Origin of the sequence: Streptomyces sp. NPDC047049, from assembly GCF_040643995.1 — a bacterium.
GTDB classification, from domain to species: domain Bacteria; phylum Actinomycetota; class Actinomycetes; order Streptomycetales; family Streptomycetaceae; genus Streptomyces; species Streptomyces mooreae.
Genome location: NZ_JBEYVM010000001.1, coordinates 809,725 through 833,810, shown reverse-complemented (window position 1 = coordinate 833,810; position 24,086 = coordinate 809,725). Strand labels below are relative to the sequence as shown.

18 protein-coding genes and 3 tRNA genes are annotated in these 24,086 nt (G+C 73.3%); 12 read left to right on the top strand and 9 right to left on the bottom strand.

The features are described from left to right. The first annotated feature begins 279 nt into the window (after positions 1–279). From ABZ851_RS03855 to ABZ851_RS03820, 8 genes are all read left to right on the top strand, one after another. Positions 280–600 carry an Lsr2 family protein gene (locus ABZ851_RS03855; RefSeq protein WP_088798564.1) on the top strand — a complete coding sequence of 107 codons (321 nt, stop codon included), beginning with the start codon at positions 280–282 and terminating at the stop codon, positions 598–600. 119 nt (positions 601–719) lie between these two features. Beyond that, positions 720–791, top strand: a tRNA-Gly gene (locus ABZ851_RS03850). A 79-nt stretch (positions 792–870) separates the two neighbouring features. Next, positions 871–943 (top strand) — tRNA-Gly (locus ABZ851_RS03845). Between the two features lie 193 nt (positions 944–1,136). Then, positions 1,137–2,231, top strand: a complete 1,095-nt coding sequence (locus ABZ851_RS03840) for an ABC transporter ATP-binding protein (RefSeq protein ID WP_361121619.1) — start codon at positions 1,137–1,139, stop codon at positions 2,229–2,231. Beyond that, positions 2,228–3,046, top strand: coding sequence for an ABC transporter permease (locus tag ABZ851_RS03835; RefSeq protein ID WP_361121616.1), 819 nt, complete (start codon positions 2,228–2,230; stop codon positions 3,044–3,046). Before ABZ851_RS03840 ends, ABZ851_RS03835 begins: the two co-directional genes overlap by 4 nt. A 36-nt stretch (positions 3,047–3,082) precedes the next feature. Then, a complete protein-coding gene (locus ABZ851_RS03830; RefSeq protein ID WP_361121613.1) occupies positions 3,083–4,348 on the top strand; it encodes a histidine kinase in 1,266 nt (421 codons plus the stop codon). A 192-nt stretch (positions 4,349–4,540) separates the two neighbouring features. Beyond that, positions 4,541–5,158: a response regulator transcription factor gene (locus ABZ851_RS03825; protein WP_361121610.1), complete on the top strand. Its 618-nt coding sequence runs from the start codon at positions 4,541–4,543 to the stop codon at positions 5,156–5,158. A gap of 53 nt (positions 5,159–5,211) precedes the next feature. Further along, a tRNA-Gly gene (locus ABZ851_RS03820) sits at positions 5,212–5,284 on the top strand. Positions 5,285–5,418: 134 nt separating this feature from the next. Here the strand turns inward: ABZ851_RS03820 and ABZ851_RS03815 are convergent. After that, entirely contained in the window at positions 5,419–6,318 is a 900-nt protein-coding gene (locus tag ABZ851_RS03815; RefSeq protein WP_336047280.1) for a phosphoribosylaminoimidazolesuccinocarboxamide synthase, read from the bottom strand. 143 nt (positions 6,319–6,461) lie between these two features. Beyond that, the gene (locus ABZ851_RS03810; RefSeq protein ID WP_361121607.1) at positions 6,462–7,760 is read right to left on the bottom strand and encodes an MFS transporter; all 1,299 of its coding nucleotides are present in this window, start codon (positions 7,758–7,760) and stop codon (positions 6,462–6,464) included. A gap of 101 nt (positions 7,761–7,861) precedes the next feature. On the opposite strand from ABZ851_RS03810, the gene ABZ851_RS03805 reads away from it, so the two are divergent. Continuing rightward, positions 7,862–8,761: a LysR family transcriptional regulator gene (locus ABZ851_RS03805; RefSeq protein WP_361121604.1), complete on the top strand. Its 900-nt coding sequence runs from the start codon at positions 7,862–7,864 to the stop codon at positions 8,759–8,761. 114 nt (positions 8,762–8,875) lie between these two features. Here ABZ851_RS03805 and ABZ851_RS03800 read toward each other — a convergent pair whose 3' ends face one another. From ABZ851_RS03800 to purD, 3 genes are all read right to left on the bottom strand, one after another. Next, complete coding sequence (locus ABZ851_RS03800) at positions 8,876–10,357, bottom strand: N,N-dimethylformamidase beta subunit family domain-containing protein (RefSeq protein ID WP_361121601.1); 1,482 nt, start codon at positions 10,355–10,357, stop codon at positions 8,876–8,878. A 428-nt stretch (positions 10,358–10,785) separates the two neighbouring features. Beyond that, the gene (locus ABZ851_RS03795; RefSeq protein WP_361121598.1) at positions 10,786–12,615 is read right to left on the bottom strand and encodes a hypothetical protein; all 1,830 of its coding nucleotides are present in this window, start codon (positions 12,613–12,615) and stop codon (positions 10,786–10,788) included. A 509-nt stretch (positions 12,616–13,124) separates the two neighbouring features. Continuing rightward, a complete protein-coding gene (gene purD, locus ABZ851_RS03790; protein ID WP_361121595.1) occupies positions 13,125–14,393 on the bottom strand; it encodes a phosphoribosylamine--glycine ligase in 1,269 nt (422 codons plus the stop codon). 396 nt (positions 14,394–14,789) lie between these two features. Between purD and ABZ851_RS03785 the strand changes: the two genes are divergently transcribed. Then, on the top strand, positions 14,790–15,554 hold the full coding sequence (locus ABZ851_RS03785; protein ID WP_361121592.1) for an SLATT domain-containing protein: 765 nt from the start codon (positions 14,790–14,792) through the stop codon (positions 15,552–15,554). Between the two features lie 295 nt (positions 15,555–15,849). Here ABZ851_RS03785 and ABZ851_RS03780 read toward each other — a convergent pair whose 3' ends face one another. From ABZ851_RS03780 to ABZ851_RS03765, 4 genes are all read right to left on the bottom strand, one after another. Beyond that, on the bottom strand, positions 15,850–16,500 hold the full coding sequence (locus tag ABZ851_RS03780; RefSeq protein ID WP_088798573.1) for a hypothetical protein: 651 nt from the start codon (positions 16,498–16,500) through the stop codon (positions 15,850–15,852). Between the two features lie 95 nt (positions 16,501–16,595). Then, complete coding sequence (locus tag ABZ851_RS03775) at positions 16,596–17,273, bottom strand: GntR family transcriptional regulator (RefSeq protein ID WP_361121588.1); 678 nt, start codon at positions 17,271–17,273, stop codon at positions 16,596–16,598. Between the two features lie 161 nt (positions 17,274–17,434). Then, the gene (locus tag ABZ851_RS03770) at positions 17,435–18,805 is read right to left on the bottom strand and encodes an aspartate aminotransferase family protein (protein ID WP_361121585.1); all 1,371 of its coding nucleotides are present in this window, start codon (positions 18,803–18,805) and stop codon (positions 17,435–17,437) included. Positions 18,806–19,023: 218 nt separating this feature from the next. Beyond that, positions 19,024–19,836 (bottom strand): VTC domain-containing protein, encoded by an 813-nt coding sequence (locus ABZ851_RS03765; RefSeq protein WP_361121582.1) that lies wholly within the window; start codon positions 19,834–19,836, stop codon positions 19,024–19,026. Between the two features lie 543 nt (positions 19,837–20,379). On the opposite strand from ABZ851_RS03765, the gene ABZ851_RS03760 reads away from it, so the two are divergent. Beyond that, positions 20,380–21,987, top strand: a complete 1,608-nt coding sequence (locus ABZ851_RS03760; RefSeq protein ID WP_361121827.1) for a protein kinase — start codon at positions 20,380–20,382, stop codon at positions 21,985–21,987. A gap of 227 nt (positions 21,988–22,214) precedes the next feature. Beyond that, the gene (locus ABZ851_RS03755) at positions 22,215–24,071 is read left to right on the top strand and encodes a serine/threonine-protein kinase (protein ID WP_361121579.1); all 1,857 of its coding nucleotides are present in this window, start codon (positions 22,215–22,217) and stop codon (positions 24,069–24,071) included. Positions 24,072–24,086 lie beyond the last annotated feature (15 nt).

Genomic DNA, 24,086 nt, shown 5'->3' with positions numbered 1-24,086 from the left:
GCGTAAGGCGGTGTCCTCACAGTACCGTGTTCGAAAATCTACGCGCATAGATATGCGGACGGCCCCATCGCGGTCCGGCATCGGAAGGAGTGCAGCTCAGGAAAAATTCTCGAAAAGATCCGGGGTCCGGATTGCGAGAAGACACGCTGACGAAATTAACTGGGCTTCACAATGCAATGCCCATCGCTGTACAAATGAAAAAGCATTGATCCCAATCAGCCGGATCCGGAGCATCACCCCACGTCAACAAGGGGTCGCTCCACGAAAGGACCGATATCCGTGGCGCAGCGCGTAGTAGTAACGCTCTCCGATGACATCGACGGAGGAGAAGCCGCAGAGACGGTCGCCTTCGGATTGGACGGGAAGTCGTACGAGATCGACCTCAATCCAGCCAATGCGAAGAAACTGCGCGGCGCTCTCGCCCCGTTCGTGGAGGCCGGCCGCAAGCGGGCCAAGTCCGGCAAGGCCTACCACCGGACCGCGGTGAACCCCGACCCCGCGGCCGTCCGTGCCTGGGCACGGTCCCACCAGATGGACGTCCCCCCGCGCGGCCGGATCCCCAAGAAGGTCTACGAGGCCTTCAACGCCGCCAACCGTTAACCGACTTCAGCGCGTCCCCCGGGCCGGGCACAGCCGACTTGCACAGCACCCCTACTGATCAGCTAGAGTCTGGAACACGCCGAGGGGCGAGGCCGAAAGGCCGGACCTCACGGAGTCACGCGGGTGTAGCTCAGTAGTAGAGCGCCCTCTTTCCAAGAGGGAGGCGCAGTGTGCAATCCCTGTCACCCGCTCTGACAGCTCGGCCGTTCCCGGTCACGGGATCAGGTACAGTAGCTGTCGCGCCGCTCGGTGAAAGCCGAGTGGATGCCTGCGGACGTAGCTCAGTTGGTAGAGCGCAACCTTGCCAAGGTTGAGGTCGCGAGTTCGAGCCTCGTCGTCCGCTCGGAAAGAGAAGGCCCCGGTCATTGCGACCGGGGCCTTCTTCCTTTTCCGGGGGTCGTGTCGCACCCGCCCCCTTCCCTCTCCGGCGCCCCCTCCCCCTGCCCTCTCTTCCGGCGTAGGCAACTGACATTTGTCATCGACTGCGATGACAGGACGCACTGCCCGGAAACGCGATCCGGCGAAACGCTGGACTCATGAACATCGGGGAGAAAACCATCGCGGAGGCCGGCCGCGGCGTCGCCGGGAGCACCGGTTCCGGCGCCAGTGTGATCGAAGTCACCGAACTCCGCCGGCGTTACGGCGCGGCCGGACGGCGGGGGAAGGAGACCCGAGAGCCGGGCGGGCGGAGCGCGTCCGGAGGGCAGGCGGAGGGGCGCAGCCGGCCGGGTGGGCGGAGCCGGTCCGGGCCGCAGGAGAGCTATGAGGCCGTGAAGGGCATCGACTTCACCGTCGGCAGGGGCGAGCTGTTCGCGCTGCTCGGCACCAATGGCGCGGGCAAGACCTCCACCCTCGAACTGCTGGAGGGCCTGGCCGCGCCCACGTCCGGGCGGATCCGGGTCCTCGGCCATGATCCGTTCCGGGAGCGGGACAAGGTGCGGCCCCGTATCGGCGTCATGCTGCAGGAGGGCGGTTTCCCCGCCGAGCTGACACCGGCGGAGACCCTGCGGATGTGGGCGGGGTGCACCACCGGGGCACGCCCGGTCGAGGAAGCCCTCGGCTCCGTGGGACTGGACCGGCGCAAGGACGTCCGGGTCAAGCAGCTGTCCGGCGGCGAGCGGCGGCGACTGGATTTCGCTCTCGCGCTGCTGGGGCGGCCCGAGGTGCTGTTCCTGGACGAGCCGACGACCGGGCTGGACACCGAGGCGCGGCATGCCACCTGGGAGCTGGTCCGCGAGCTGCGGGACGCCGGCACCACGATCGTGCTGACCACGCACTATCTCGAGGAAGCCGAGGAGCTGGCGGACCGGCTGGCGATTTTGCACGGCGGGCGGATAGCGGCGGCGGGATATGTCGCGGACGTGGTCGCCGCGCATCCCTCGCACCTCTCCTTCGAGCTGCCCGACGGATTCCAGGTCGGCGATCTCCCGCCGCTGGGGGAACTGGGAGTCATCGGCCATGAGACGGCCGGGCGCACGGTCCGGCTGCGGACGGACGAACTGCAGCGGACCGCGACGGAGGTGCTGGTCTGGGCGCGGGACAAGGGGATAACGCTGCGCGGACTGGACGTCAGATCCGCGTCGCTGGAAGAGGCATTTCTGCACATCGCAAAGGGGCTGGAGAACACATGAGTGCAGGTACAAGCCAAGCTGTCGGCGATGCGCGGGGCGGAATTCCCGCGGAAACGCGTGCTGCCGGCCGTCTGCAGGCCCTGGGGCGGGCCGAGTTGACGCTTCTCGTCCGCAACAAGTCCGCGCTGTACACGTCGTTGTTCCTGCCGATTGTGATGGCCTTCGCGATGCGGCAGGAAGTCGGTTCGATGAACCTGGCCGGCACGGGGTTGTCGGTCGGAACGGTGCTGTTGCCCGGCACTCTCGGCTGCGTTCTGGTCTTTGCCGTCTACTCCAACGTCACCGCCGCCTATGTCGCCCGGCGCGAGGAACTGGTGCTCAAGCGCCTGCGCACCGGAGAACTGCGGGATCTGGAAATACTGACCGGCACCGCACTCCCTTCGGTGCTGATAGGGCTGGCGCAGTGCGTGCTTCTCGCCGTCCTCGGCGCGCTGGTGCTGGACACCGACCTGCCCACCGCACCGCAGCTCCTGATCGCGGGAGTGCTGCTGGGCATGGTCACGGTCATCGGGCTCGCAGCGGCAACCTCCGCCTTCGCGAGGTCGACCGAGTCCGCTCAGCTGATCGTGATGCCCTTCATCATGCTGTCGCTGGCCGGATCCGGGGTGATGGTCCCCCTGGACATCTTTCCGGAGCGGGTCGCCGCGTTCCTCGCATTCCTGCCGTTGTCGCCTGCGATGGAGCTGATACGCGGCGGCTGGACCGGCGGTGGGGACCTCAAGGAGACGGTGGGGCAGCTGATCACCGGCTTGGCCTGGGCCGGGCTCGCGCTGTTTGCTGTGCAGCGGTGGTTCCGCTGGGAGCCGCGGCGCTAACGACGCGCGAGATCGGGCAACGGGGGCGGGCAGCGCATGATCGGGCGGCTACGGGCGATGTGGCGGCGGCGGAGCCAGGTGGGCATGGTCGAGGCGTACTTCCGCTGGACGCTGTACGCCCTTCCCTGGCTCCCTGTGATCGGCGGGGTGATGCCCGTCATGGGCCTCACCGGCGGCAGCCCGTTGATGGTCGCCCTGGCCGTCGGCGCCAGTGGACTGAACGTGGTGCAGGGCGGGCTGGCCCTGCCGCTGTTGAACCGGGCGTTGAACCGCTACCTGAATCTGGGGGCGACGCCGCGCGGCCTGCTGCTCGTCTCGGGTGTGCTGACCATCGCCGCGGAAATCGCGTTGGTCGCGTTGATCAAGGTGCACAGCGTCGGCCACCGTCCCGACGAAAGCCTGGCCACGCTGGCCATCGCGGTCTGCGCCAGCCTCACACCGTTCCTCATGGCCCACAGCCTGGTGGTGTCCAAGCGGAGGTTCCTGGCGGCGCTGGTCGCTGCCACGACGGCGCTCATCCTGCTGTTCGGCGTGCTCACGGGCGCCTGGCTGGGGGCACTGGGCGTGGCGAGTCTGCTGGTCTTCACCGGTCTGTGGAGCTTCGTGATAGCGCGGCCCACCGGCTGGATGCTCGGTGTGTTCCGGAAGCTGGACGCGGCACGCGGCACCGAGGCACGGCTCGCGGTCGCCGAGGAACGGCTGCGGTTCGGCCGGGATCTCCACGACGTCATGGGCCGGAATCTGGCGGTGATCGCCCTGAAGAGCGAGCTGGCCGTCCAGCTCGCCCTGCGGGAGCGGCCGGCGGCCGTGGAGCAGATGGTGGAGGTGCAGCGGATCGCCCAGGAGTCCCAGCGCGAGGTACGGGAGGTGGTGCGCGGCTACCGCAAGGCCGATCTCCGGGCGGAGTTGGCCGGGGCCCGCTCCATCCTGCGGGCGGCCGGGGTGGACTGCCGTATCGAGGGCGAGGACGAGACACAGCTGCCGCCGGAGGTGGAGTCGGCGCTCGGCTGGGTCGTACGCGAAGGCACCACGAACGTCCTGCGGCACGCCGCCGAGGTGCGGCACTGTGCGGTGCGGACCCTGATCGATCCGCACCGCTCGGTACTCGTGATGACCATGGAGAACGACGGTGTCACCGCCCACCGTCCGGTCGCCACCGGAGCCGCCCCGCTGCCCGGCAGCGGCCTCAAGGGGCTGCGGGAACGGCTGCAGCCCTTGGGCGGCACCCTGGCATCGGGCCCGGTCCTGCAGGGCTCCTACCGTCTGACGGTCGAGCTGCCGATACCGATGGGGGCGGGGTAGGGAAGGGTGAGGGTGCGGACGGCGCGGGCGAACGGGGCGGGAGTTCGGCACAAGGGCTCGGTGCGGGAATCCGGTGCGGTGCGGGGGTTCGGCGCAGGGACTCGGCACGAAGGTTCGGCACGAGATTCGACACCAGATTCGGCACGGGGGTTCGTGGTCGGCGGAGAGGTGGGGCGGCGGGTGAGTGACGGGGTGCGTGGCGAGGTGATCCGGGTGTTGCTCGCGGATGACGAGCATCTGATCCGGGGAGCGCTGGCGGCGTTGCTGTCGCTGGAGGACGATCTGCTGGTGGTGGCCGAGGCGGCGTCGGGACCGGAGGCGCGGGCGATGGCCCGGGCCCACGGGCCGGATGTGGCGGTCCTGGATCTGCAGATGCCGGGGGCGGATGGTGTGGCAGTGGCCACATCTCTGCGGGGTGAGGTGCCGGGGTGCCGGTGCATGATCGTGACGAGCCATGGCCGGCCGGGGCATCTGAAGCGGGCGCTGGAAGCCGGGGTGCGGGGGTTCGTTCCGAAGACGGTGTCGGCGCAGCGGCTGGCGGAGATCATACGCGCGGTCCATGCCGGAAACCGCTATGTGGACCCGGAGTTGGCGGCGGATGCGATCAGTGCCGGGGAGTCTCCGTTGTCGGCCAGGGAGGCGGAGGTGCTGGAATGCGCCGAGGACGGAGCGCCGGTCGCGGAGATCGCGCAGCGGGCCTCGCTGTCGCCCGGCACGGTGCGGAACTACCTGTCTTCGGCGACCGCGAAGCTGGGTGCGGAGAACCGTCACGCCGCGGCGCGCCTCGCCCGCGAGCGAGGTTGGCTATAGTGGTGCCCGCACCGCGCGGCGGCGACTGGTTTCAGGAGCTGTGCACGGAGCATGCGGACGTAGCTCAGTTGGTAGAGCGCAACCTTGCCAAGGTTGAGGTCGCGAGTTCGAGCCTCGTCGTCCGCTCAGAAGGAGAAGGCCCCGCTCGGCAGTGATGCCGGACGGGGCCTTTTCGTGTGCGCGGCACCTGTTCTCCGGCCGGGTGCGGCCCGTCCGGGGGTGCGGCCCGGCCCGGGGTGAGGGCCGGGCCGGACAAGGGCTCACGCCCAGCTGAGACCCGTAAGGCGCTCGTAGGCCTCGACGTACTTGGCGCGGGTGCTCTCGACGATCTCGTGCGGGAGGGCGGGCGGCGGCAGCGTTCCCGTACGGTCCCAGGCCGCCGCGGGAGAGGTCAGCCAGTCCCGGACGAACTGCTTGTCGAAGGACGGCTGGGCGCGGCCCGGCTGCCACAGGTCGGCCGGCCAGAAGCGCGAGGAGTCGGGCGTCAGGACCTCGTCGGCCAGGGTCAGCTGCTCACCGTCGAAGCCGAACTCGAACTTGGTGTCGGCCAGGATGACGCCGCGCTCGCGGGCGATGTCGCGGGCCCGGCTGTAGACGGCGAGGGTCGTCTGCCGGAGCTGGGCGGCCACCTCGGCGCCGATCTGGTGGACGACCTCCTCGTAGGAGACGTTCTCGTCGTGGTCACCGACGGCGGCCTTGGTGGCCGGGGTGAAGATCGGCGCGGGGAGCTCGGAACCGTCGACGAGGCCTTCGGGGAGGGCCAGGCCGCAGACGGTGCGGGTCTGCCGGTATTCGGCGAGGCCGGAGCCGGTGAGGTAGCCGCGGGCCACACACTCGACGGGGACCATCCGCAGCGACTTGCAGACCAGGGTGCGGCCCGCCCAGTCGGCGGGCGCGCCGGCCGGGACGTCGGTGGAGAGGACGTGGTGGGGGGCCAGGTCGGAGAGCTGCTCGAACCACCACAGGGACAGCTGGGTAAGAATGCGGCCCTTTTCGGGGATCTCGGTGGGCAGCACCCAGTCGTAGACGGAGGTGCGGTCGCTGGCGACCATGATCAGGTCGCCGGCGGCGTTCTGGTAGAGGTCGCGCACCTTGCCGGTGTGAAGGTGGGTGAGCCCGGGAACCTCCACCGGCTCAGGCTTTTCTACAAAACCGGGCACGCTTCCTCCGCGTAGGTTGATCCAGGAGTCATACCGATTCTCCCTCACGCGGTCCGGTGGTGGCGGACGGGGGCCGGGTGCACCCACCGGGGGGCCGGGCTCCAGTTGGACGCGAGCTGAGCGTCGGGCAGCCGGGGTGGGCGTCACGCGGCGGGTCGGGCACCCTGGTGGGCACCCCGGCGGGCGCCCCGCTGGGCACCCCGGCGGGCGATCAGCGCGAGGGTGGCGGCGGCCGGGACGACCGCCGCGAGCAGCACCGTGGCCGGGGCGAACAGGCCGGTGAGCAGCGAGATCGCGTACGGGGTGCAGAAGCCCAGGTAGCACAGGGCCCAGAAGCGGGCGGTCAGGCGGGCCAGCCTCTCCGGGGGCGCAAGGGCGGCGACCTCGGTGAGGCCGTACGCCACGCACAGTCCGTATCCGGCGCCGAGTACGGCGGCGGCGAGCAGCGCGGCGTCCGGCCGGATGCGGGCGACCGCGAAGGCGGCGAGGAGCAGTCCGGCGATGACGGCGGCGAGGCCGGCCACGGCGGTGGCGATGCGGCGGCGGGCGGCGAGGCGTCGGGCGAGGGGTGCGACGAGCAGGCCGGCGCCGGGGGTGACGGCGGTGACGATCCCGGCGTACACGGTCCGCCAGCCGGTGAGACCCGCATCAACGAGCCCGGGGAGGGTGGCGAGGGCGATGCTGGGGGCGACGAACACCCAGGGGGCGACGGGGGCGACCAGGCGGCGGAAGGCCGCGCCGGGGGCGGGGGCCGGTGCCGTCGCGGGGGCCGGTGGCGTCGCGAGGGCGTCGGGCGTGCGGGCAGGCCGCCGGCCGCCGGTGCGGGCCGTTTCCGGTGCGCGGGACGCCAGGAGCGCGGCTGTCACGGAGAGGACGAGGTGGGGCAGGTATGCGGTGATCATGGGCGCCGGGGCCCACTGGGCTATCAGCGCCGCCACCAGCCCGCCGGTGGCGAAGCCCGCGGAGAGGAAGAGTCCCGAACGGCGGGCCGCGGCGCCGGCCGTCGCGTGGGTGTCGTACGGGGGCGAGGACAGCTCCTTGATCCAGGCGCTGCCGGCGCTGAGCAGGGCGCCGGCCCCCATACCGGTCAGGAAGCGGCCGGGCCACAGCAGGCCGGTGGCCACCGAACCCGCCATCAGCAGCACGGTCGCCAGCGCGGAGAGCGTGAGCGCGACGAAGACGACGGGGCGCCGGCCGCGGCGGTCGGCGGCCGGACCGCCCAGGAACAGGCCGGGGATCAGGCCCAGGACATAGACGCCGAAGAGAGCGGTGGTCGTGGCCGCGGTCAGACCGAGATCCGCATGGTAGGCGCCGAGGAGGGCGGAGAACTGGTTGGCGCTCCAGCCCGAGGCGGTCATCACCCAGCCCGTGCGCAGCCAGTGGCGGTGACGGATCGGACGGCCGGTGGTCCGGGAGGTGGCGGGGTGTGCCGTGGTCGTCATGGAAGGTTTTGTACGGGCCGGGCGGGCCGCGGCGCCTCCCCCGTTCAGGAAAGCTGAACGGCCCCCGGTGGCGGCGCGGGTCCGGAATTATCGTGGGCCGCATGGATCTGCGGCGGCTCTCCTCCTTTCTTGCCGTGGTCGAGGAGGGGCACTTCGGACGGGCGGCGGCCCGGCTGTTCCTGTCTCCCGCGGCGGTGACCGGCCATATACAGCAACTGGAGCGGGAGTTCGGCACCCTCCTGCTGGAGCGCAGTCCCGTGGCGCCGACCGCGGCGGGGCGGCGGCTGGTCTCCCACGCCCGTACGCTGCTCGCCGCCGCCAACGCCGCCATGGACGATGTGGCGGACGCGGCACAGGGGACGGCACCGGCCCGGCCGCTGCGGGTCGGCGTCATGGGGCACGGATCGGCCGAGGTGACCCCGGCCGCGATCAGCGCCTTCCGCCGGGCCCGGCCCGACGTCCCCGTGTCGCTGGTGCAGTTGACCTTTACCGAGCACTGCAGTGCGCTGCGCGAGGACCGGGTGGACGTGGCGTTCGTGCGGCCGCTGGTGCGGAGTGCGGAGATCGAGGCCGATGTGCTGACGAACGAGCAGCGGATCGTGGCGGTGCCGGCGGCGTCCTCGCTCGCGGACGCCGCGCCCGAAGGGGTGCGGATGGCGGACGTCATCGACCTGCCGTATCTGCGGCTGCCCTCGCACACACCGCAGCCCTTCTCCGACTACCTGTACTTCAACGAGGGCCGACGGCGTGGCCTCGACTACGCGCTGACCCCGCAGGATGTGCTGACGAGCGTGGCGGCGGGGCGGGGAGCGGGCTCGGGACTGAAGTCGTTCGCGCGCTACTACCCGTGGCCGGGGGCGGTGTTCGTACCGGTACTGGATGCGCCGTGGGCGCAGAGTGTGCTCGCCACGCGTGCCGGGGACCCGAATCCGGAGGTGCGGATCTTCCGGGCCCTGACGGTCGCGCTGGCACGGGAGCTGGGACCGGTCGCCGCGCGGTAGGGGGCGGCCGCCGGGTGGAGTAACCGGCCGCCATGCGGTGGCCGGTCGACCTCCGCGCGGTAGGGACGAGCCCTCGCACGGGCCAGGCGGGGCGGGGCCCCGCCCCCCGTGGGCTCAGTCGCGTTTGCAGATGCGGTCGAGGAGGTTGGCGGTGGCGCGTTGGATGCGTTCGTCGACGTGGCCGGGGCGGTCGAGGGCGGGGGACCAGGCGAAGGTGCCGGAGGCGAAGACCCAGGCGCCGCTGGGGGCGCGGTAGAGGGAGGTCTCCTGATGGCGGCGGGCGCCTTCGCTGTCGCGGTAGGGGGAGTGGGCGAGCAGGATGCGTTCGGTGTGCTCGGGGAGGTTGGTGCGCGGGAAGTAGCGGTCGGCCTCGCCGGCGACCAGCCCGGGGAGCTCGTCGCCTTCGTACGCGCCGGTGGCATCCCACAGCCAGTGGCCGCCGTTGCGTACGACCATGGGGGCCGGCTCGGGGACCCGGCCGGCGTACTGGATGCCCATCAGCCGCTGTTCGGGGTTCCCCAGCTCCCGCCAGAGCGCGGGGCGTCCGGGGCCCTGCCGCTTGCGGCAGTGCAGCAGCGCGTCCGGGCCCGTGGGCGAGGGGGAGAGATCGACCTGCCAGTACATGGTGTTGGCGGAGAGGAAGACGAGGGAGGTGCCGGTGTCGCGGGCGTGCTCGACCGCACGGCGCATGGGCACCGACCAGTACTCGTCGTGGCCGGGGAAGACCAGGCCGCGGTAGCGGGACGGGTCGACGCGGCCGGCGTGCAGATCGCGGGCGTCGGCGTAGGCGAGGTCGTAGCCGTAGCGCTCGGCCCAGCGGATGAAGTCGTAGGCATGGCCGACGTGGAGGGGCAGTCCCGCGCCGGCGTAGGGGCGGTCGAAGGAGACGGTGGTGGCGGCATCCGCCTCGCCGAGGAGCGCACCCTCCTCGTCCCAGGCGTGGTAGAGGCTGGCGCCGGTCCGGCCGTCCTCCGGGTAGAGGTTGTAGGCCTGCCATGTGATGTCGGGCAGCAGCAGGAGGAGATCGGCGGGCTGGTGGTCGCGGACCGTGAAGGGGATGTGGGAGCGGTAGCGGCCGTCGGCGGTGGTGAGCACGGCGACGTAGGCGCCGAGCTGCCAGGACGTGGGGACCTGCAGGCGCCAGGAGAGCCACCAGTGGTGGCAGGAGGCCGTACGGTCCGCGGTCAGCGGGGGCGGCTGGACGATGCCGGCCAGGCGGGGGCTGTTGGTGATCTTGGAGGCGCCGGCGCCCCGGTAATGGCCGATGCGGTAGATGTCGATGTTGAACGGCTGGGGCGGGTCCACCGAGACGCGGAAGTCGATGGCCTCGCCGGGGGCCACCGCGCCGGGGCCGGCGAAGCCCTTGATCTGGCGGTGGACGTCATCGGCGGTACGCGGCCCGTTGTGCTTGCCGGGGTCGGGCACCGGCAGGGCGCCCTGGGCGACGGCGGGGTCGACGTACCAGGGAATGATGCGGCCGGAGTCGAAGTAGTTCTCGCTGCCGCGCAGCCAGGGCAGCGGGCCCTGTCCGAACGGGTCCGTGACGGCGTGGGCGAGCGCACCCGACTCCCAGCGCCTGATCTGATCCGTCGCCACCTTCACTCCCCTCCCACATCCCCCATCGGCCGCAGCCGATCGAGCCGCTACTGCGTCCGGCCGGGCAAACCCGGCCGGCCGCCCCCCAGCACATCACATTACGCACTCGCTCCGTCACCCTTCGTCGTGAATTTAGAGGGTGCAGCCCCCGAAATGCGAACTGGAAGGGAACATTCAGCCGGTGGTGCGGGAGCCGCGGGGCGAGGCGCCCGGCCCCCGCCCGGCGGGTAAGTACGGCCTTGAGCGCGGCTTTCCGACGATTCCGGTCGCTCCGGCTGCTCCGGTCATTCCGGCTGTCCCGGCCGTCCCGGCTTTCGCGGCTGTCCCGGCCTTCGCGGCCTTCGCGGCTGTCGCGGCTGTCGCGGCTGTCGCGGCTGTCGCGGCTGTCGCGGCTGTCGCGGCTGTCGCGGCTGTCGCGGCTGTCGCGGTCATACCAGCCGGACCGGCTTCTCGGGGCGTACGCCGACCGTCGTCAGCCAGCCGCGAAGCGGCTCCGCGTCGCCGTCGTCGACCAGGCTGAGGACCGGGCGGCCGAGGTCGGCGCGGCGGGCGCCGTCGACCAGCAGCGCCGGGCCGTCGAGCCAGTCCAGGCCGGGGGCGGCTCCCGCGGTGTCGACGGCGGCGCAGCAGACCATGGCGGTGACGTGGTCGGCGAGGAGTTCGCGGCCCGTACGGGGCGGCTGCAGCGGGAACAGCGGGAGGCCGCCCTCGGACACCAGGCCGTCGCCCCAGGCCACACCGATGCCGGCGTCCTGCGCCGCGCCACAGCGGGCGGCCTGGCGGGCCGCTTCCTCGCGCTCCTCGCGCTCGACCTCCGCGCCCAGCCGGGCGGCGACCAGATCGCCCGCCCGCTCGTCCTGGACGAGCCGGTCGATGACACGGGCCAGGGTGGGGCCCGGGGCCGGTGCGGTCGGCGGGCCGTCGCGACGGCCGGTGGACGGCGGGCCGCCGGCGGAACGGTCCGCCGGGGGGTGGCCCGTGGGCGTACGGGAGGAGGAGCGGGCGTACGAGAGGGGCGGGGCGCAGGCGGGGTCCGGGGCCGCCGGAGTGGGCGGGACCGCCGGGAGCGGGGACGCCGGGAGGTTGTCGAGGACGCGGTGGAGGCGGGCGGCCTCCAGGCGCCATTTGCGGTCCACGACCTCTTCCGGGTACTGGCTCCAGCCGACCGGCGACCAGTCGGGCCCGGGCTCGGCCGGGCCGCCGTGGAAGAGGCGGGCGGCCAGCAGGGAGGCGGCGCGGTCGATGGCGCCCGGCTCCTCCAGGAGGTCGCAGGCCGGGCGCTCGCCGAGCCGGGAGGCGAAGCCGTTGGCGAGGCGGTCGCGGCGGGAGAGTTCGGTGAGCGCGGAGACCACACCGGCGTCCAGCCGGGACGGCCAGCGGCCCATCCGCCAGGCGGGCAGCGCCACCCGGGTCAGCAGCCGGTCCCAGCCCGCGTAGGCGAGCCCGACCTGCTCCTGGGCGACGATCCGCAGGCCGTAGTCGACGGTCTGTGCGCGCTCGGAGGCGGCGGCGGCGACGGCGCGCTCCATGATCGTGGCGTGTTCGCGGCCGGCCCGCAGCAGCAGTCGCGCCACCCGGCCCACGAAGCGGAGCGGGAGAGCGCGCAGCGGGCCCCGGGCGCGGGCCGATACGGCGACGGCGGCGTCCAGGCCGCGGATGAAGCGGCGGGCGGCCGCTATGTCGGGGTGGGCGGACGGGCCGGTGCCGGCGACGACCGGGGCCAGCAGGGCGCGCAGCTCGCCGACCCGCATCCACCACAGGAAGGGCGAGCCGATGACCAGGACCGGCGCCTCGGCGCTCCGGCGCCCTTCACGCGGCGTGGCTCCCCTGCCGCGGCGCGGCGGGCCGTGGGCGCGGTGCGTACGGTCCTCCAGCCAGCTGTCGCAGTCCGGGGTGAGCGCTATGGCCGAGGGCGCGGGGACCTCCAGGCGGTCGGCGAGATCGCGGACGAGGCGGTAGAGATCGGGGGCCGATTTCTCGGAGATCGGCACGGACGGGCTGAGCGCGGGTCTGGCGCGCGCCACGACGGCCGTGACCAGCGCCGCCAGGAGCAGGCTGAGCACCGCGAGACCGCCGGCGATCCAGCGGGCCAGCTCCCAGCCGGCGCCCGCGCCGAGGTGGCCGGTCGCCCGGCCGGTGAACAGCACCACGGCCACGGCCGCCGGCAGCAGCGCGACGGCCAGCGCCGTGCTGCGGATCCGCAGCACGGCAAGGGCGCGGGCACGCGCCGCCAGGACGCCTGTTTCCGGACTTGCCACGAGCCTGTACACCCCCTGCTGTCCTGATGGAGCCGGACGGAGAGAACACGGGACGGACGTACGAGAATTGCGCGGTGAGTGGAGCGAGGGCACTCCACCACCACTGTGGCACCGGCCACTGGCATCGCAATGCCGGTGAGCCACTTGCCGGACGCCGCCGGGGCAGCCGTGCCGGATTCCGGCCCGGTGACCACAGGACGCTTGCGCCGCACCCTAGTTGGGGGTGTGGGCCTCGTCAGCCGTATACCTGGTGCGGTCACTCGATGGAATGGCTTTGGGCAAAGCCGGGAACCCGTGCCCGGCGGATATGGGCCGTGGACGCTTCGGCCCGGCTCCAGCAAGAGCACTGGGGCATATGTCACGGTATGTGGCATATGCCCCAGGAGAGATGTCACCCAAGAGGCCACCGAAGACGGGACCGGACGCGGCGGTCGCGCCGCCCGCGACGGGCGCGTCCGTGCGGCCTGCGTGCTCCCCGTCCGGCCCGGCGGGCCAGGGACGAACGCGTCCTAGACGCCCGCTGCCCCCGCGTCCGCGACCTTGGCGGCGATGTCCGTGCGGTGCTGCGAGCCGTCGAGGGAGATCCGGCCGACGGCGCGGTAGGCGCGCTGCCGGGCGGCGGTGAGGTCGGCGCCGGTGGCGGTGACGGACAGCACCCGGCCGCCCGCGCTGAGCACCGCGCCGCTCTCGTCCCGCTTGGTGCCGGCGTGCAGGACGTACGCCTTGGGGCCGTCCTGCTCCGCGACGTCGGCGAGGCCGTCGATCGGGTCGCCGGTGCGCGGGGTGTCCGGGTAGTTGTGGGAGGCGATGACGACGGTGACCGCCGCGCCGTCGCTCCAGCGCAGCGGCGGGAGGGTGGCGAGGGTGCCGGTGGCCGCGGCGTGCAGCAGACCGGCGAGCGGGGTCTTGAGGCGGGCGAGGACGACCTGGGTCTCCGGGTCGCCGAAGCGCGCGTTGAACTCGATCACCCGCACCCCGCGGGAGGTGATCGCCAGGCCCGCGTAGAGCAGCCCGGAGAACGGGGTGCCGCGGCGGCGCAGCTCGTCGACGGTGGGCTGCAGGACGGTGGCCATGACCTCGTCGACCAGCTTGGGGTCGGCCCAGGGCAGCGGGCTGTACGCACCCATGCCGCCGGTGTTGGGACCCTGGTCCCCGTCGTAGGCGCGCTTGAAGTCCTGGGCGGGCTGCAGCGGGACGACGGTGACGCCGTCGGTGACCGCGAAGAGCGAGACCTCGGGGCCGTCCAGGAACTCCTCGATGACCACGCGGTCGCAGGCCAGGGCGTGCGCGCGGGCCGCCTCGACGTCGTCGGTGACCACGACGCCCTTGCCCGCGGCCAGGCCGTCGTCCTTGACGACGTACGGGGCGCCGAAGGCGTCCAGGGCCTCGTCGATCTCTTCGCGGGTGGTGCACACATAGCTGCGGGCGGTGGGGACGGCCGCGGCGGCCATCACGTCCTTGGCGAAGGCCTTGGAGCCCTCCAGCTCGGCGGCCTGGGCCGAGGGGCCGAAGACCGGGATGCCGCGCTCGCGCACGGCGTCGGCGACGCCCGCCACCAAGGGGGCCTCGGGGCCGACGATGACCAGGTCGGCCTGCAGACCGGCGGCGAGTTCGGCGACGGCCGCGCCGTCGAGGGCGTTGACCCCGTGCAATTCGGCCACCTCGGCGATACCGGCGTTGCCGGGAGCGCAGTGCAGCGCGGTGACGTCGGGGTCGAGGGACAGAGAGCGGCACAGGGCGTGTTCGCGGGCGCCGCCGCCGATGACGAGGACCTTCACGGTGGCAGCCTAGACGAGAGCGCCCGCCGCCCCGACGTCGGCCGGGCCCGGACAGGCGCACCGGCCCGGGGCGGCCGGAAACCGTGCGTCGTCGCGGTGGCAACTCTTTCGGGTGAGGCGGTCGGCCGCCTTATATCCGATCACGCACCACTTCCGGGCGGAAAGAGCGTGATCGTGGAGCCGACGCCAGCCGTTCGGCGGTAGGAAGGGGGCCGGGCCGGGCGCAACGGCTGTCTCGTATGTCACGCAGGCACCGCGCGTAGGTATCACGGATGCGCCGCCATGCCACGGATGCGCCGCGCGTGGACGTCCTGCGGGCACCGCGCGTGTACGTCACGCACCGGACGTGTCCGTGGAGAGCTACAGAGGCTGTGGAGACAGAGAGGGAGTGCACGGGTGAGTCATCCGGAGATGCAGCCCGAGGGGCCCCCTCGGGAGGGCGGCAGCCCCACCCGGGAGAGCGGCAGCCGGGGCCGCGGCCGGAGGGATCTTGCGGGCCGGGCGTTCCCGCTCGGCGACTGGGGGGAGCCGGCCGACCGCCTGGACGCGCTCTATCTCTGGTGCGAGGAGGGCGCGCTGCGCAGCGCCGACTGGTATCTGCGCGGCCGGCGGGCCAAGCGCCGCGGCGCGCGGGTGCTGCGGGCGGGGGCCGCGGCCGGAGTGACGGCGGGCGGGGTGCTCCCGCTGCTGGATCTGGCCGGGATCTGGCCGGGCGGGGCCCCCTGGGGCGCTCTGTCGCTGCTGCTGGCTGCGGTGTGTGTGGGCTGCGACCGGTATTTCGGGCTGACCGCCGGCTGGATGCGGGACCTGGCGACCGCCCAGGCGATTGGCCGGCGGCTGGAGGCGCTGCAGTTCGACTGGGCGGTGGAGGGGGTGCGCGAAGTGCTGGGGCCGGCCGAGGGCACGGCGGGTGAGGCGGCCGAGCGCTGTCTGGGCGTGCTGCGGCGGTTCAACGAAGACCTCGGGGAGCTGGTACGGGCCGAGACGGCCGACTGGATGGCGGACTTCCGGGCCGATGCGCTGCGGTTCGCCGCGGCGCGCGGGGGCGGCTTCGCCGCCGTGGACGCGCGTCGGGAGGAGCCGGGGGCGCCGGGGCGGTTCGCGGTGCCGGAGCGGGTGCGGCCGAATATGCCGCGGCAGCGGCCGCCGGACGCGCGCTGAGCGCGCTTGGATTGCTTCCCACGTTGTCGGCTGTCCCGCCGTGGGGGTGCCGCCATTGCGCCTGGCGGCGGGCGGGTCCGCTGCGCGGGGCTGTGGGTGCGGGGACGGGCCTCCGGGGCCTGGTGTGTGGACTGCTTCGCTTTACGCTCCGCTGCGCTCCGCCTTTGCTCTTTCTCGGAGCCTTCGGAAGCAAAGCCCCACACCCCTGCCCCTCCGGCCCGTCCCCTCCCGTGGGTGGGTGGGAATGAGGTGGTGGGTCGGGACGGTTCGTGGATGCCGTGCGGGTGGGGTGGGGTCAGCTGAAGACGATCATGGAGCCTTGGCCCAGGCTTCGGGTGGCGGCTGCGTGCAGGCCGAGCCATACGTGCCGTTCCCGGGCGAACGGGCTGTCGTCCAGGGGGACCGCGCCCGCCCGCTCCTCCAGGGAGGTGGGGCCGGCCGGCGGGGCGGGGGCGGCCGGCGGATTGGCCGGATCGATGCCGAGGGATGGCGCAACGAGTTCGAGGTCGCGCAGCAGACCGTGCGAGGAGCCCAGCGGGCCGCCGCCCTCCAGCAGTTCGTCGTTGGCGAGCGGGTGCGGGAAGTCGACCGGGACGTAGGCGCCGGCGTGGTCGTAGTGCCACACGAGATGGGACTGCTGCGCGGTGGTCTCGAACATCTCCAGCAACTGCTCGTAGTCACCGCCCAGTTCGTCGACCGGGGTCACCTCCAGGTTGCACAGTCGCAGCAGGTAGGCGCGGCGCAGGAAGTGCAGGGCGTCGTAGTCGAAACCCGCGACCGGGGCGACGTCACCGGACAGGCCGGGCATATAGCTGAAGACCGGGACCGGTGGCAGACCCGCTTCCGTCAGGGCCTTGTCGTAGGCGGCGATCTCTTCGGAGAACGGATTGTCGGGGCTGTGGCACAGCACATCGACGAGGGGTACCAGCCACAGGTCACATGCCACGAGTGTGGGCTCGCTTCCGGTCGGGGACGGGGACACCGGCGCACGTACAGCTACGGGTACGGCCCATTACGGCCGATGGTCGGGACAGCGTAGTGCTACCCGCGCGTTCCGACGAGAGTGAGGGAGTGCTCGTTGTACTCGGCGATCAGCCGCTGGGCCGCGGGCAGGTCGTGCTGGAGCAGGGCGTCGGCCAGCGCGCTGTGGCCCTGCCACAGATGCCCCTTGAGGTCGCCCTCGCGACGCAGCAGCGGCACCGCGAACATCCAGGTCTGGACGCGGATCCGGTCCAGGAAGTCGCTGATGTAGACGTTGTTCACGATGCTGCTCAGCTCGCGCCAGAACCGCAGGTCGTAGCCGATCAGGACGTCCAGGTCGCCGCCCCGCGCGGCCCGTTCGGCCTCGTCGGCGCGGCGCCGGATGGAGATCAGCACCTCGGCGGGGGTGTTCCGCAGGGCCCGGTCGGCGCCGCTGCGGAAGATGCCCTCGATGATCAGGGTGCGGGCCTCGACCATGGCGCGGAAGTCGTCGGCGGTGAAGGCGTGGACCTTGAAGCCGCGGTGCTGTTCGACGTCGAGCAGGCCCTGGGCGCAGAGGTCGAGCAGCGCCTCGCGCACGGGGGTGGCGGAGACGCCGTACTGCTCGGCGATCTCCTTGACGGTGAAGGGGTGCCCGGACGGCAGCCGGCCGGCCAGGACCTCGTCGCGCAGCGCGTCGGCGATCTGCTGGCGCAGGGTGCTGCGTCGTATGACTGAGCTGTCTCCGGCGGCGGCCATCGTGTGCGTCTCCTTCGACGTCCCTGACCGCGCAGGTGGGAGCGGCCCCCGCCCACGATAGGCGAGGGCCGTACCGCGATGCCGCCCGAGGTTACCGTCGGTCCGCCGGACGACACGTCCGTGACCTGCGGTTCCGCCCCCGGTGGCGTCGTCCCCGGGGCTCAGACGGTGTGGGCGTCGGCCGCCGTCAGGGCCTCGTCGAGGGCGGCCAGGCCCTCCTTGGCCTCGGCCTCGGTGATGGTGCAGGCCGGGACGACATGCGTCCGGTTCATGTTCACGAACGGCCACAGGCCGCCGCGCTTGCAGGCCGCGGCGAATTCGGCCATCGGGGCGTTGGCGGCGCCGGCGGCGTTGTACGGGACCAGCGGCTCGCGGGTCTCCTTGTTCTTGACCAGGTCCAGGGCCCAGAAGACGCCCATACCGCGGACCTCACCGACGGACGGGTGCCGCGCGGCGATCTCGCGCAGCGCGGGGCCGAGGACCTTCTCGCCGATCTCGGCGGCGTTCTCCACGATCCGCTCCTCGGCCATCGCGTTCATGGTGGCGACGGCGGAGGCGCAGGCCAGCGGGTGTCCCGAGTAGGTCAGACCGCCCGGGTAGGGGCGCTGGTCGAAGGTCGCGGCGATCTCGGCGCTGATCGCGACGCCGCCCAGCGGGACGTAGCCGGAGTTGACGCCCTTGGCGAAGGTCAGCAGGTCGGGGGTGACGCCGAAGTGGTCGGCGGCGAACCACTTGCCCGTACGGCCGAAGCCCGCCATCACCTCGTCGAGGATGAAGACGATGCCGTGGCGGTCGCAGATCTCCCGGACCCCGGCGAGGTAGCCGGCCGGCGGGACCATGATCCCGGCGGTGCCGGGGACGGTCTCCAGGATGATCGCCGCGATCGACTGCGGGCCCTCGAAGGCGATGGTCTGCTCCAGGTGCGCGAGGGCGCGCTCGCACTCCTGTGCCTCGTTCTCGGCGTGGAAGGCCGAGCGGTAGAGGAACGGGCCCCAGAAGTGGATGACACCGGCAGAGGCGGTGTCGGAGGGCCAGCGGCGGGGGTCGCCGGTCAGGTTGATCGCGGTGGCGGTGGCGCCGTGGTACGAGCGGTAGGCGGAGAGCACCTTGGCGCGGCCGGTGTGCAGGCGGGCCATGCGGACCGCGTTCTCCACGGCCTCCGCGCCGCCGTTGGTGAAGAAGATCTTGTCGAGGTCGCCGGGGGTGCGCTCGGCGACCAGCCGGGCGGCCTCGGACCGTACGTCCACGGCGAATCCGGGCGCGATGGTGCACAGCTTGGCGGCCTGCTCCTGGATCGCCGCGACGACCTTGGGGTGCTGGTGGCCGATGTTGGTGTTGACCAGCTGCGAGGAGAAGTCGAGGTAGCGGTTGCCGTCGTGGTCCCAGAAGTACGCGCCCTCGGCGCCGGCGATCGGCAGCGGGTCGATCAGGCCCTGCGCGGACCAGGAGTGGAAGACGTGCGCGCGGTCGGCGGCCTTGATAGCCGCACCGGCAGTGGGGTCGGCAGCGGCGGAGGAGGGCGTCGTGGTCACGGTCAGTACCTCGGATCGGGTCGCTCGGGTCCGCCGTGGAACGGTCGCGGCGAACGCCCTCAGCGTAGGGATCACGGTCCGCCGGGCGGTACCGACACTGTGTGTGACTCCACCCACGACGCGCGGACATTCTGTCCAGAATCGTGGGCCGCCGGCCGCCGGGCGCCGGCTGCCGTGGCCCGTGGCACCGCACCGGCCCGTGGCACCGCACCGGGTGGTCAGGCGGCCGTGGGAAAGGCCGTCCGTACCGCCTGGCGCCAGTGGTCGGCGGCCAGGTCCGGGCGCAGGGCCGACAGTCCGCCGCAGTAGCGGGTGAAGGCGGCGGCCCGGACGCCGTGGCCGTGCAGCAGCCGGTCCGCGTCGGTCAGCCGGTCCGCGCCGGTCAGCCGGCCGGCGGTCCGGATCTCGACGAGGACCAGTCCGCCGTCGGCGCGTACCGTGCGGCCCGACTGCAGGTCCCGGCAGCGCAGCGCGGCGTCACAGGTGATGCGCCGGCCGTCCGCGACGAAGGTGGCGCGGGTGTAGTCGGTCTCCAGTGCGCCGTCGAGGTCGGTGGGGGCCGGGAGGCCGTAGGCGCGGTCCAGTACGGCGGTGAGGAAGCCGCGCGGGGCCGCGCCGAGGGCCGGGTCGCCCGGCAGCAGCGGCCGCCGGTGCTTGACCGTCTCGCCGCGCCGTCCCGTGAGCTTGACCTCGAACTGCCGCTCCCCGATGTCCTCGTAGTGCCGCTCGCGGATCGTGTAGCGCAGTGGCAGACCCTGCCGGTGGTCGTGGAAGGAACGCAGGTCAGGAGTGTCGTAGTGGAGGGAGCGGTAGCGGAACCAGCGGCGCCCGTTGATGCACAGCGCCGCGAACGGGCCGCCCGGCCTGCGGTGGTCGGTGAGTTCGGCCGCGAAGGCGGCGAAGACCTCGACCGGGACGAGGTAGCGGCGGTCGAAACGGGCGAGGAGTTCGGCCCGCGCCTGGACGTCGGCGAGCGGCACCGGGCGTGCGGACATGGCGGCACGGGCGAGGGCGCGTACGGCGGGAATCACACGGTCTCCTTGGCGGTTGAAGGACGGGAGAAGGGTGTGCGTGGCCGGGGGGTGCGCTGTTCGTCGTGGTGCCGTCGTGGTTCCGTTGCGGTTCCGTTGTCCGGCCGGGGGCGTGGTGTCGCGGGCGGAGCCGAGGGCGGTCCGGGGTCGCGGTGGTCGTCGAGGTACGCGTACGACGATCCTCGTCTCCGGAAAGTTCCGGGAAAGTTCCGGGACGCGGAAACAGACATCCGGGAACGTCGTATCCCGGCCACGGGCGGGCGGTTCATGGCGGTGCTGCCGAACGCTCCGCGGCGCGGGACGAGTTGGCCGGGGGCGCCGCCGGCTGCGGAGGCATGACGGGCCCGCGGCCTGCCGGGGGCCGAGGGGCGCTCGGTATCCTCACGCGGAGGAGGCGGCGCGGGCAGCACAGGCGGCCCGCCCACTCGCCCGGGGGGGGGCGGATTCGGGGGGAAGGGGCGGAAGATCGTGGAACGGCCAGGACAAGCGGGGCGACCGGGCTGGCAGCGGCTGCTGGGGCGCCCGGACGGGCCGGCGGGGCTGATGCCGCTGGATGCCCAGGATCCGTCGCGGATCGGGGACTACCGCCTGCTCGGGCGGCTCGGCGAGGGCGGCATGGGGCGGGTGTTCCTGGCCCGTTCGGACCGCGGCCGTACGGTCGCGGTCAAGCTGGTGCGGGCGGAACTGGCCGGTGAGGAGGAGTTCCGGGCGCGCTTCCGGCGGGAGGTGCGGGCGGCCCAGCAGGTCGCCGGGGAGTGGACCGCGCCCGTACTGGACGCGGACACCGAGGCCGAGACCCCCTGGCTCGCCACGGGCTATATCGCAGGGCCTTCCCTGCAGCAGGTCGTCGGCGGCAGCGGCACCCCGCTGCCCGAGCGGACGGTACGGATCCTGGCCGCCGGGCTGGCCCGCGCGCTGGGGTCGATCCACGCCGCCGGAATCATCCACCGCGACCTCAAGCCGTCCAACGTGCTGCTCACCATCGACGGGCCGCGGGTCATCGACTTCGGCATCGCGCGGGCCCTGGAGGCGGTGTCCGGCCACGGCGTGACGCACACCGGCGGGGCGATCGGCTCGCCGGGCTTCATGTCGCCGGAGCAGGTGCGCGGCGCGCCGCTGACCCCGGCCTGCGACGTCTTCAGCCTCGGTGCCGTGCTGGCGTACGCGGTGACCGGGCGGCAGCCGTTCGGGACGGCCGACAGCGTCGCGCACGCGGTGATGTTCCGCATCGCCCAGGAGGAGCCCGACCTCTCCGCGGTGCCCGAGGGACTGCGCGGGCTGATCGCCGGCGCGCTCGCCAAGGACCCCGCACAGCGGCCCACGCCCGCCCAGTTGGTGGCGCAGGCGGAGGGCGGCAGCGATGGCGGGGGCCGGCCGGGTGCGGACGACGAGCCGTGGCTGCCGGCGGCGTTGACCGCCCGGCTGGGGCGGCACGCCGTGGAACTGCTGGCGGCGGAGAACCCGCAGAACCGGGACCCCGCCCGGGACGGAGAGCCGCCCACCGCCGTCGTGCCCACCCCCTCCGCACCGGGCCGCGCCCGGGCCACGCCGCCACCGCCGTCCCGGGGCCCGGCGGCGTACTCACCCGCCGCCACCGCACCGCACCCTGACGCGGCGTCGGCCCCCGTACCGGCCGGTAAGCCGTCGCGCCGCCGCGGTGCCGGTGCCGCCCTGGTCACCGCGGCCGCGCTGGTGCTCGCCGGCGCCGGTGCGGTCGCCGCGTACGCCCTGATGAGCACGGACGGCAGCGGCCTGCGCGCGGAGGACGGCGACGCGGGCGGCACCGGCGCCCGGAGGACGGCGGAGTCCGCGAAGGGCAGGCTCCCCGCCAACTACCTGGGCACATGGGAGGCGAGGCTGGGCGACGCCCACGACGAGATCCGGCGCTTCACCCTCACCCAGGGCAAGCCCGGTGACATCGTGCTGACGATGACGGCGACCGGGGCGGACTACCGCTGTGAGTTCGCCGCCGCCCTGGCCCATGCGGGGCCGCCGGTCCGCCTCGGCCCCTCCACCGTCGTCTCCGGGCCGGACGGCTGCTCCCCGGGCTCGGCGAGCACGCTGGACATGGTGGACGGCAAGCTGCGCCGCACCTCCGACGACGGGAAGGCGCTGACGTACCGCAAGCTGCCGTCCGACAAGAGGAGCTGACGGCCCGTAGGAGCTGACGGCCCGTAGGAGCTGACGGCCCGTGGGAGGCGCCCGGCCGCGCTCCCCTTCCCGCGCCCCGTCACGCCCCTCGCTCCCGTCCGGGCACCGATTGTTCCCCCGTCGTGACGATCCCCCGCCCCTGGCGCGACCCCCGGCCGCCTACGCTCGGAGCACGCCTGCTGCCGGAACGCGCCTCAGGCACACCACGAACGGGGGAGGGCACCCGGATGGACGGCCTGCGGGGGCTGACGGCCGACGATCCGCAGTGGATCGGGGACTACCGGCTGGTCAGCCGTCTCGGCAGCGGCGGGATGGGGCGGGTCTACCTCGCCCGTTCCGAGGGCGGCAGGACCGTCGCCGTGAAGCTGGTGAAGGCCGAACTCGCCGTGGAGGAGGAGTTCCGGGACCGCTTCCGGGCCGAGGTCGCGGCCGCGCGGCGGGTCGGCGGGCGGTGGACCGCGCCGGTGCTGGACGCGGACACCGAAGCCGCGGTCCCCTGGGTCGCCACCGGCTATATCGCGGGCCCGACCCTGAGCGAGGTCGTCGGCGGCTCGTACGGCCGCCCCGGGAGCTACGGCCCGCTGCCGGAGCATTCGCTGCGGCAGTTGGCGTACGGACTGGCCTGCGCACTGCGCGACATCCACGGCTGCGGCCTGGTGCACCGCGACCTCAAACCGTCCAACGTGCTGCTGACCATCGACGGGCCGCGGGTCATCGACTTCGGTATCGCCCGCGCCCTGGACGCGGTCGGCGACCGGACCCGGACCCGCACCGGCACGGTGCTCGGCTCGCCCAGCTTCATGTCGCCCGAGCAGGTACGGGGGCAGCGCGCCGGCCCGGCCAGCGATGTCTTCTGTGTGGGGTCGGTGCTGGCGTACGCGGCGACCGGGCAGCAGCCGTTCGGCAGTCTCTCCTCGGGCGTCCATGCCGTGATGTTCAAGATCGCGCAGGAGGACCCCGAGCTGGCGGGCGCGCCGGACGGCATCCGCGGTCTGCTCCAGGACTGCCTGGCCAAGGACCCGGCGGCCCGGCCGGCCCCCGAGGAGATCGCCGAACGGACCGGGCCGGTGCCCGGCGGCCCGTCGGCCGCCCCCTGGCTGCCGGCGGAGCTGATCGCGCGCCTGGGAGCGCACGCCGTACGCCTCCTGGACACCGACACCCCGCCCGGGGGCCAGCCGCCGACGCTCACGTCCACCCGCCCCTCCCCCGCTCCCGCACCGCCGCCCCCGGACGAGCCCACTCCACCGGCGCCCCCGGACGGGACCTTGGCACCGGCGCCCCGCCGCCGCTCCCGCAGGCGTCCCCTCCTCCTCGCCACCGCCGGCGCCGTCGCCGCGGCCGCCGCCACCGCCGTCGCGGTCCCGCTGCTGAGCGGCGGCGCGAGCGCCGGCCGGAGCGCGTCCGACATCCCGGCCCGCTTCGTCGGCACCTGGACGGGCCCGGTGCTGCGGGACGGGGAGCCCACCGGGCAGCAGCGGCGGTTCGTGATCACCAACGGCACGGCCGGCGAGGTGGTCGCCAACAGCACCAGCCTCGGCGCGACCTACGAATGCCGCAGCGACGGCAAGCTGGTGTCCGTCACGGCGCACGACGGGCACCCGGCGCTCCGGCTGGACACCACGGTCGTCCGGTCCGCCCCCGCCGGCCGCTGCGCCGCGCTCGGCGAGCACACCCTCACGGCGGGCCGCGCCGGCACCCTGGCCTGGTCGGCGGCCGGCCGGACCGCGACCCTGCACCGCACCGGCCCGGCCGAATCCGCCGTCCCGCCCCGCTACCTCGGCACCTGGCAGCGGCCGAACGCCGACGGCTTCGGCACCCAGCGCCTCACCCTCACACGGGCCCCGGCGGGCAGCAGGGTCCTCACCACCGTCGTCATGGGCCGCGGCGGCCGCTGCACGGCGCATGCCGACCTGTTCGCGGCGGAGGGCGGCACCCTGACCGTCGGTCCGTCCGTCGTCGACCGGCCCGCCCCCGGCTGCGCACCGGGCAGCAGCTCCGTCCTCCGCCTGAACCGCGACGGCACCCTGCACCGCGAGCTCCTGGGCCACGACAAACAGCCGCGCACCTACTCCAGGGCGGAGTAGGTGCGCGGCTGCCGG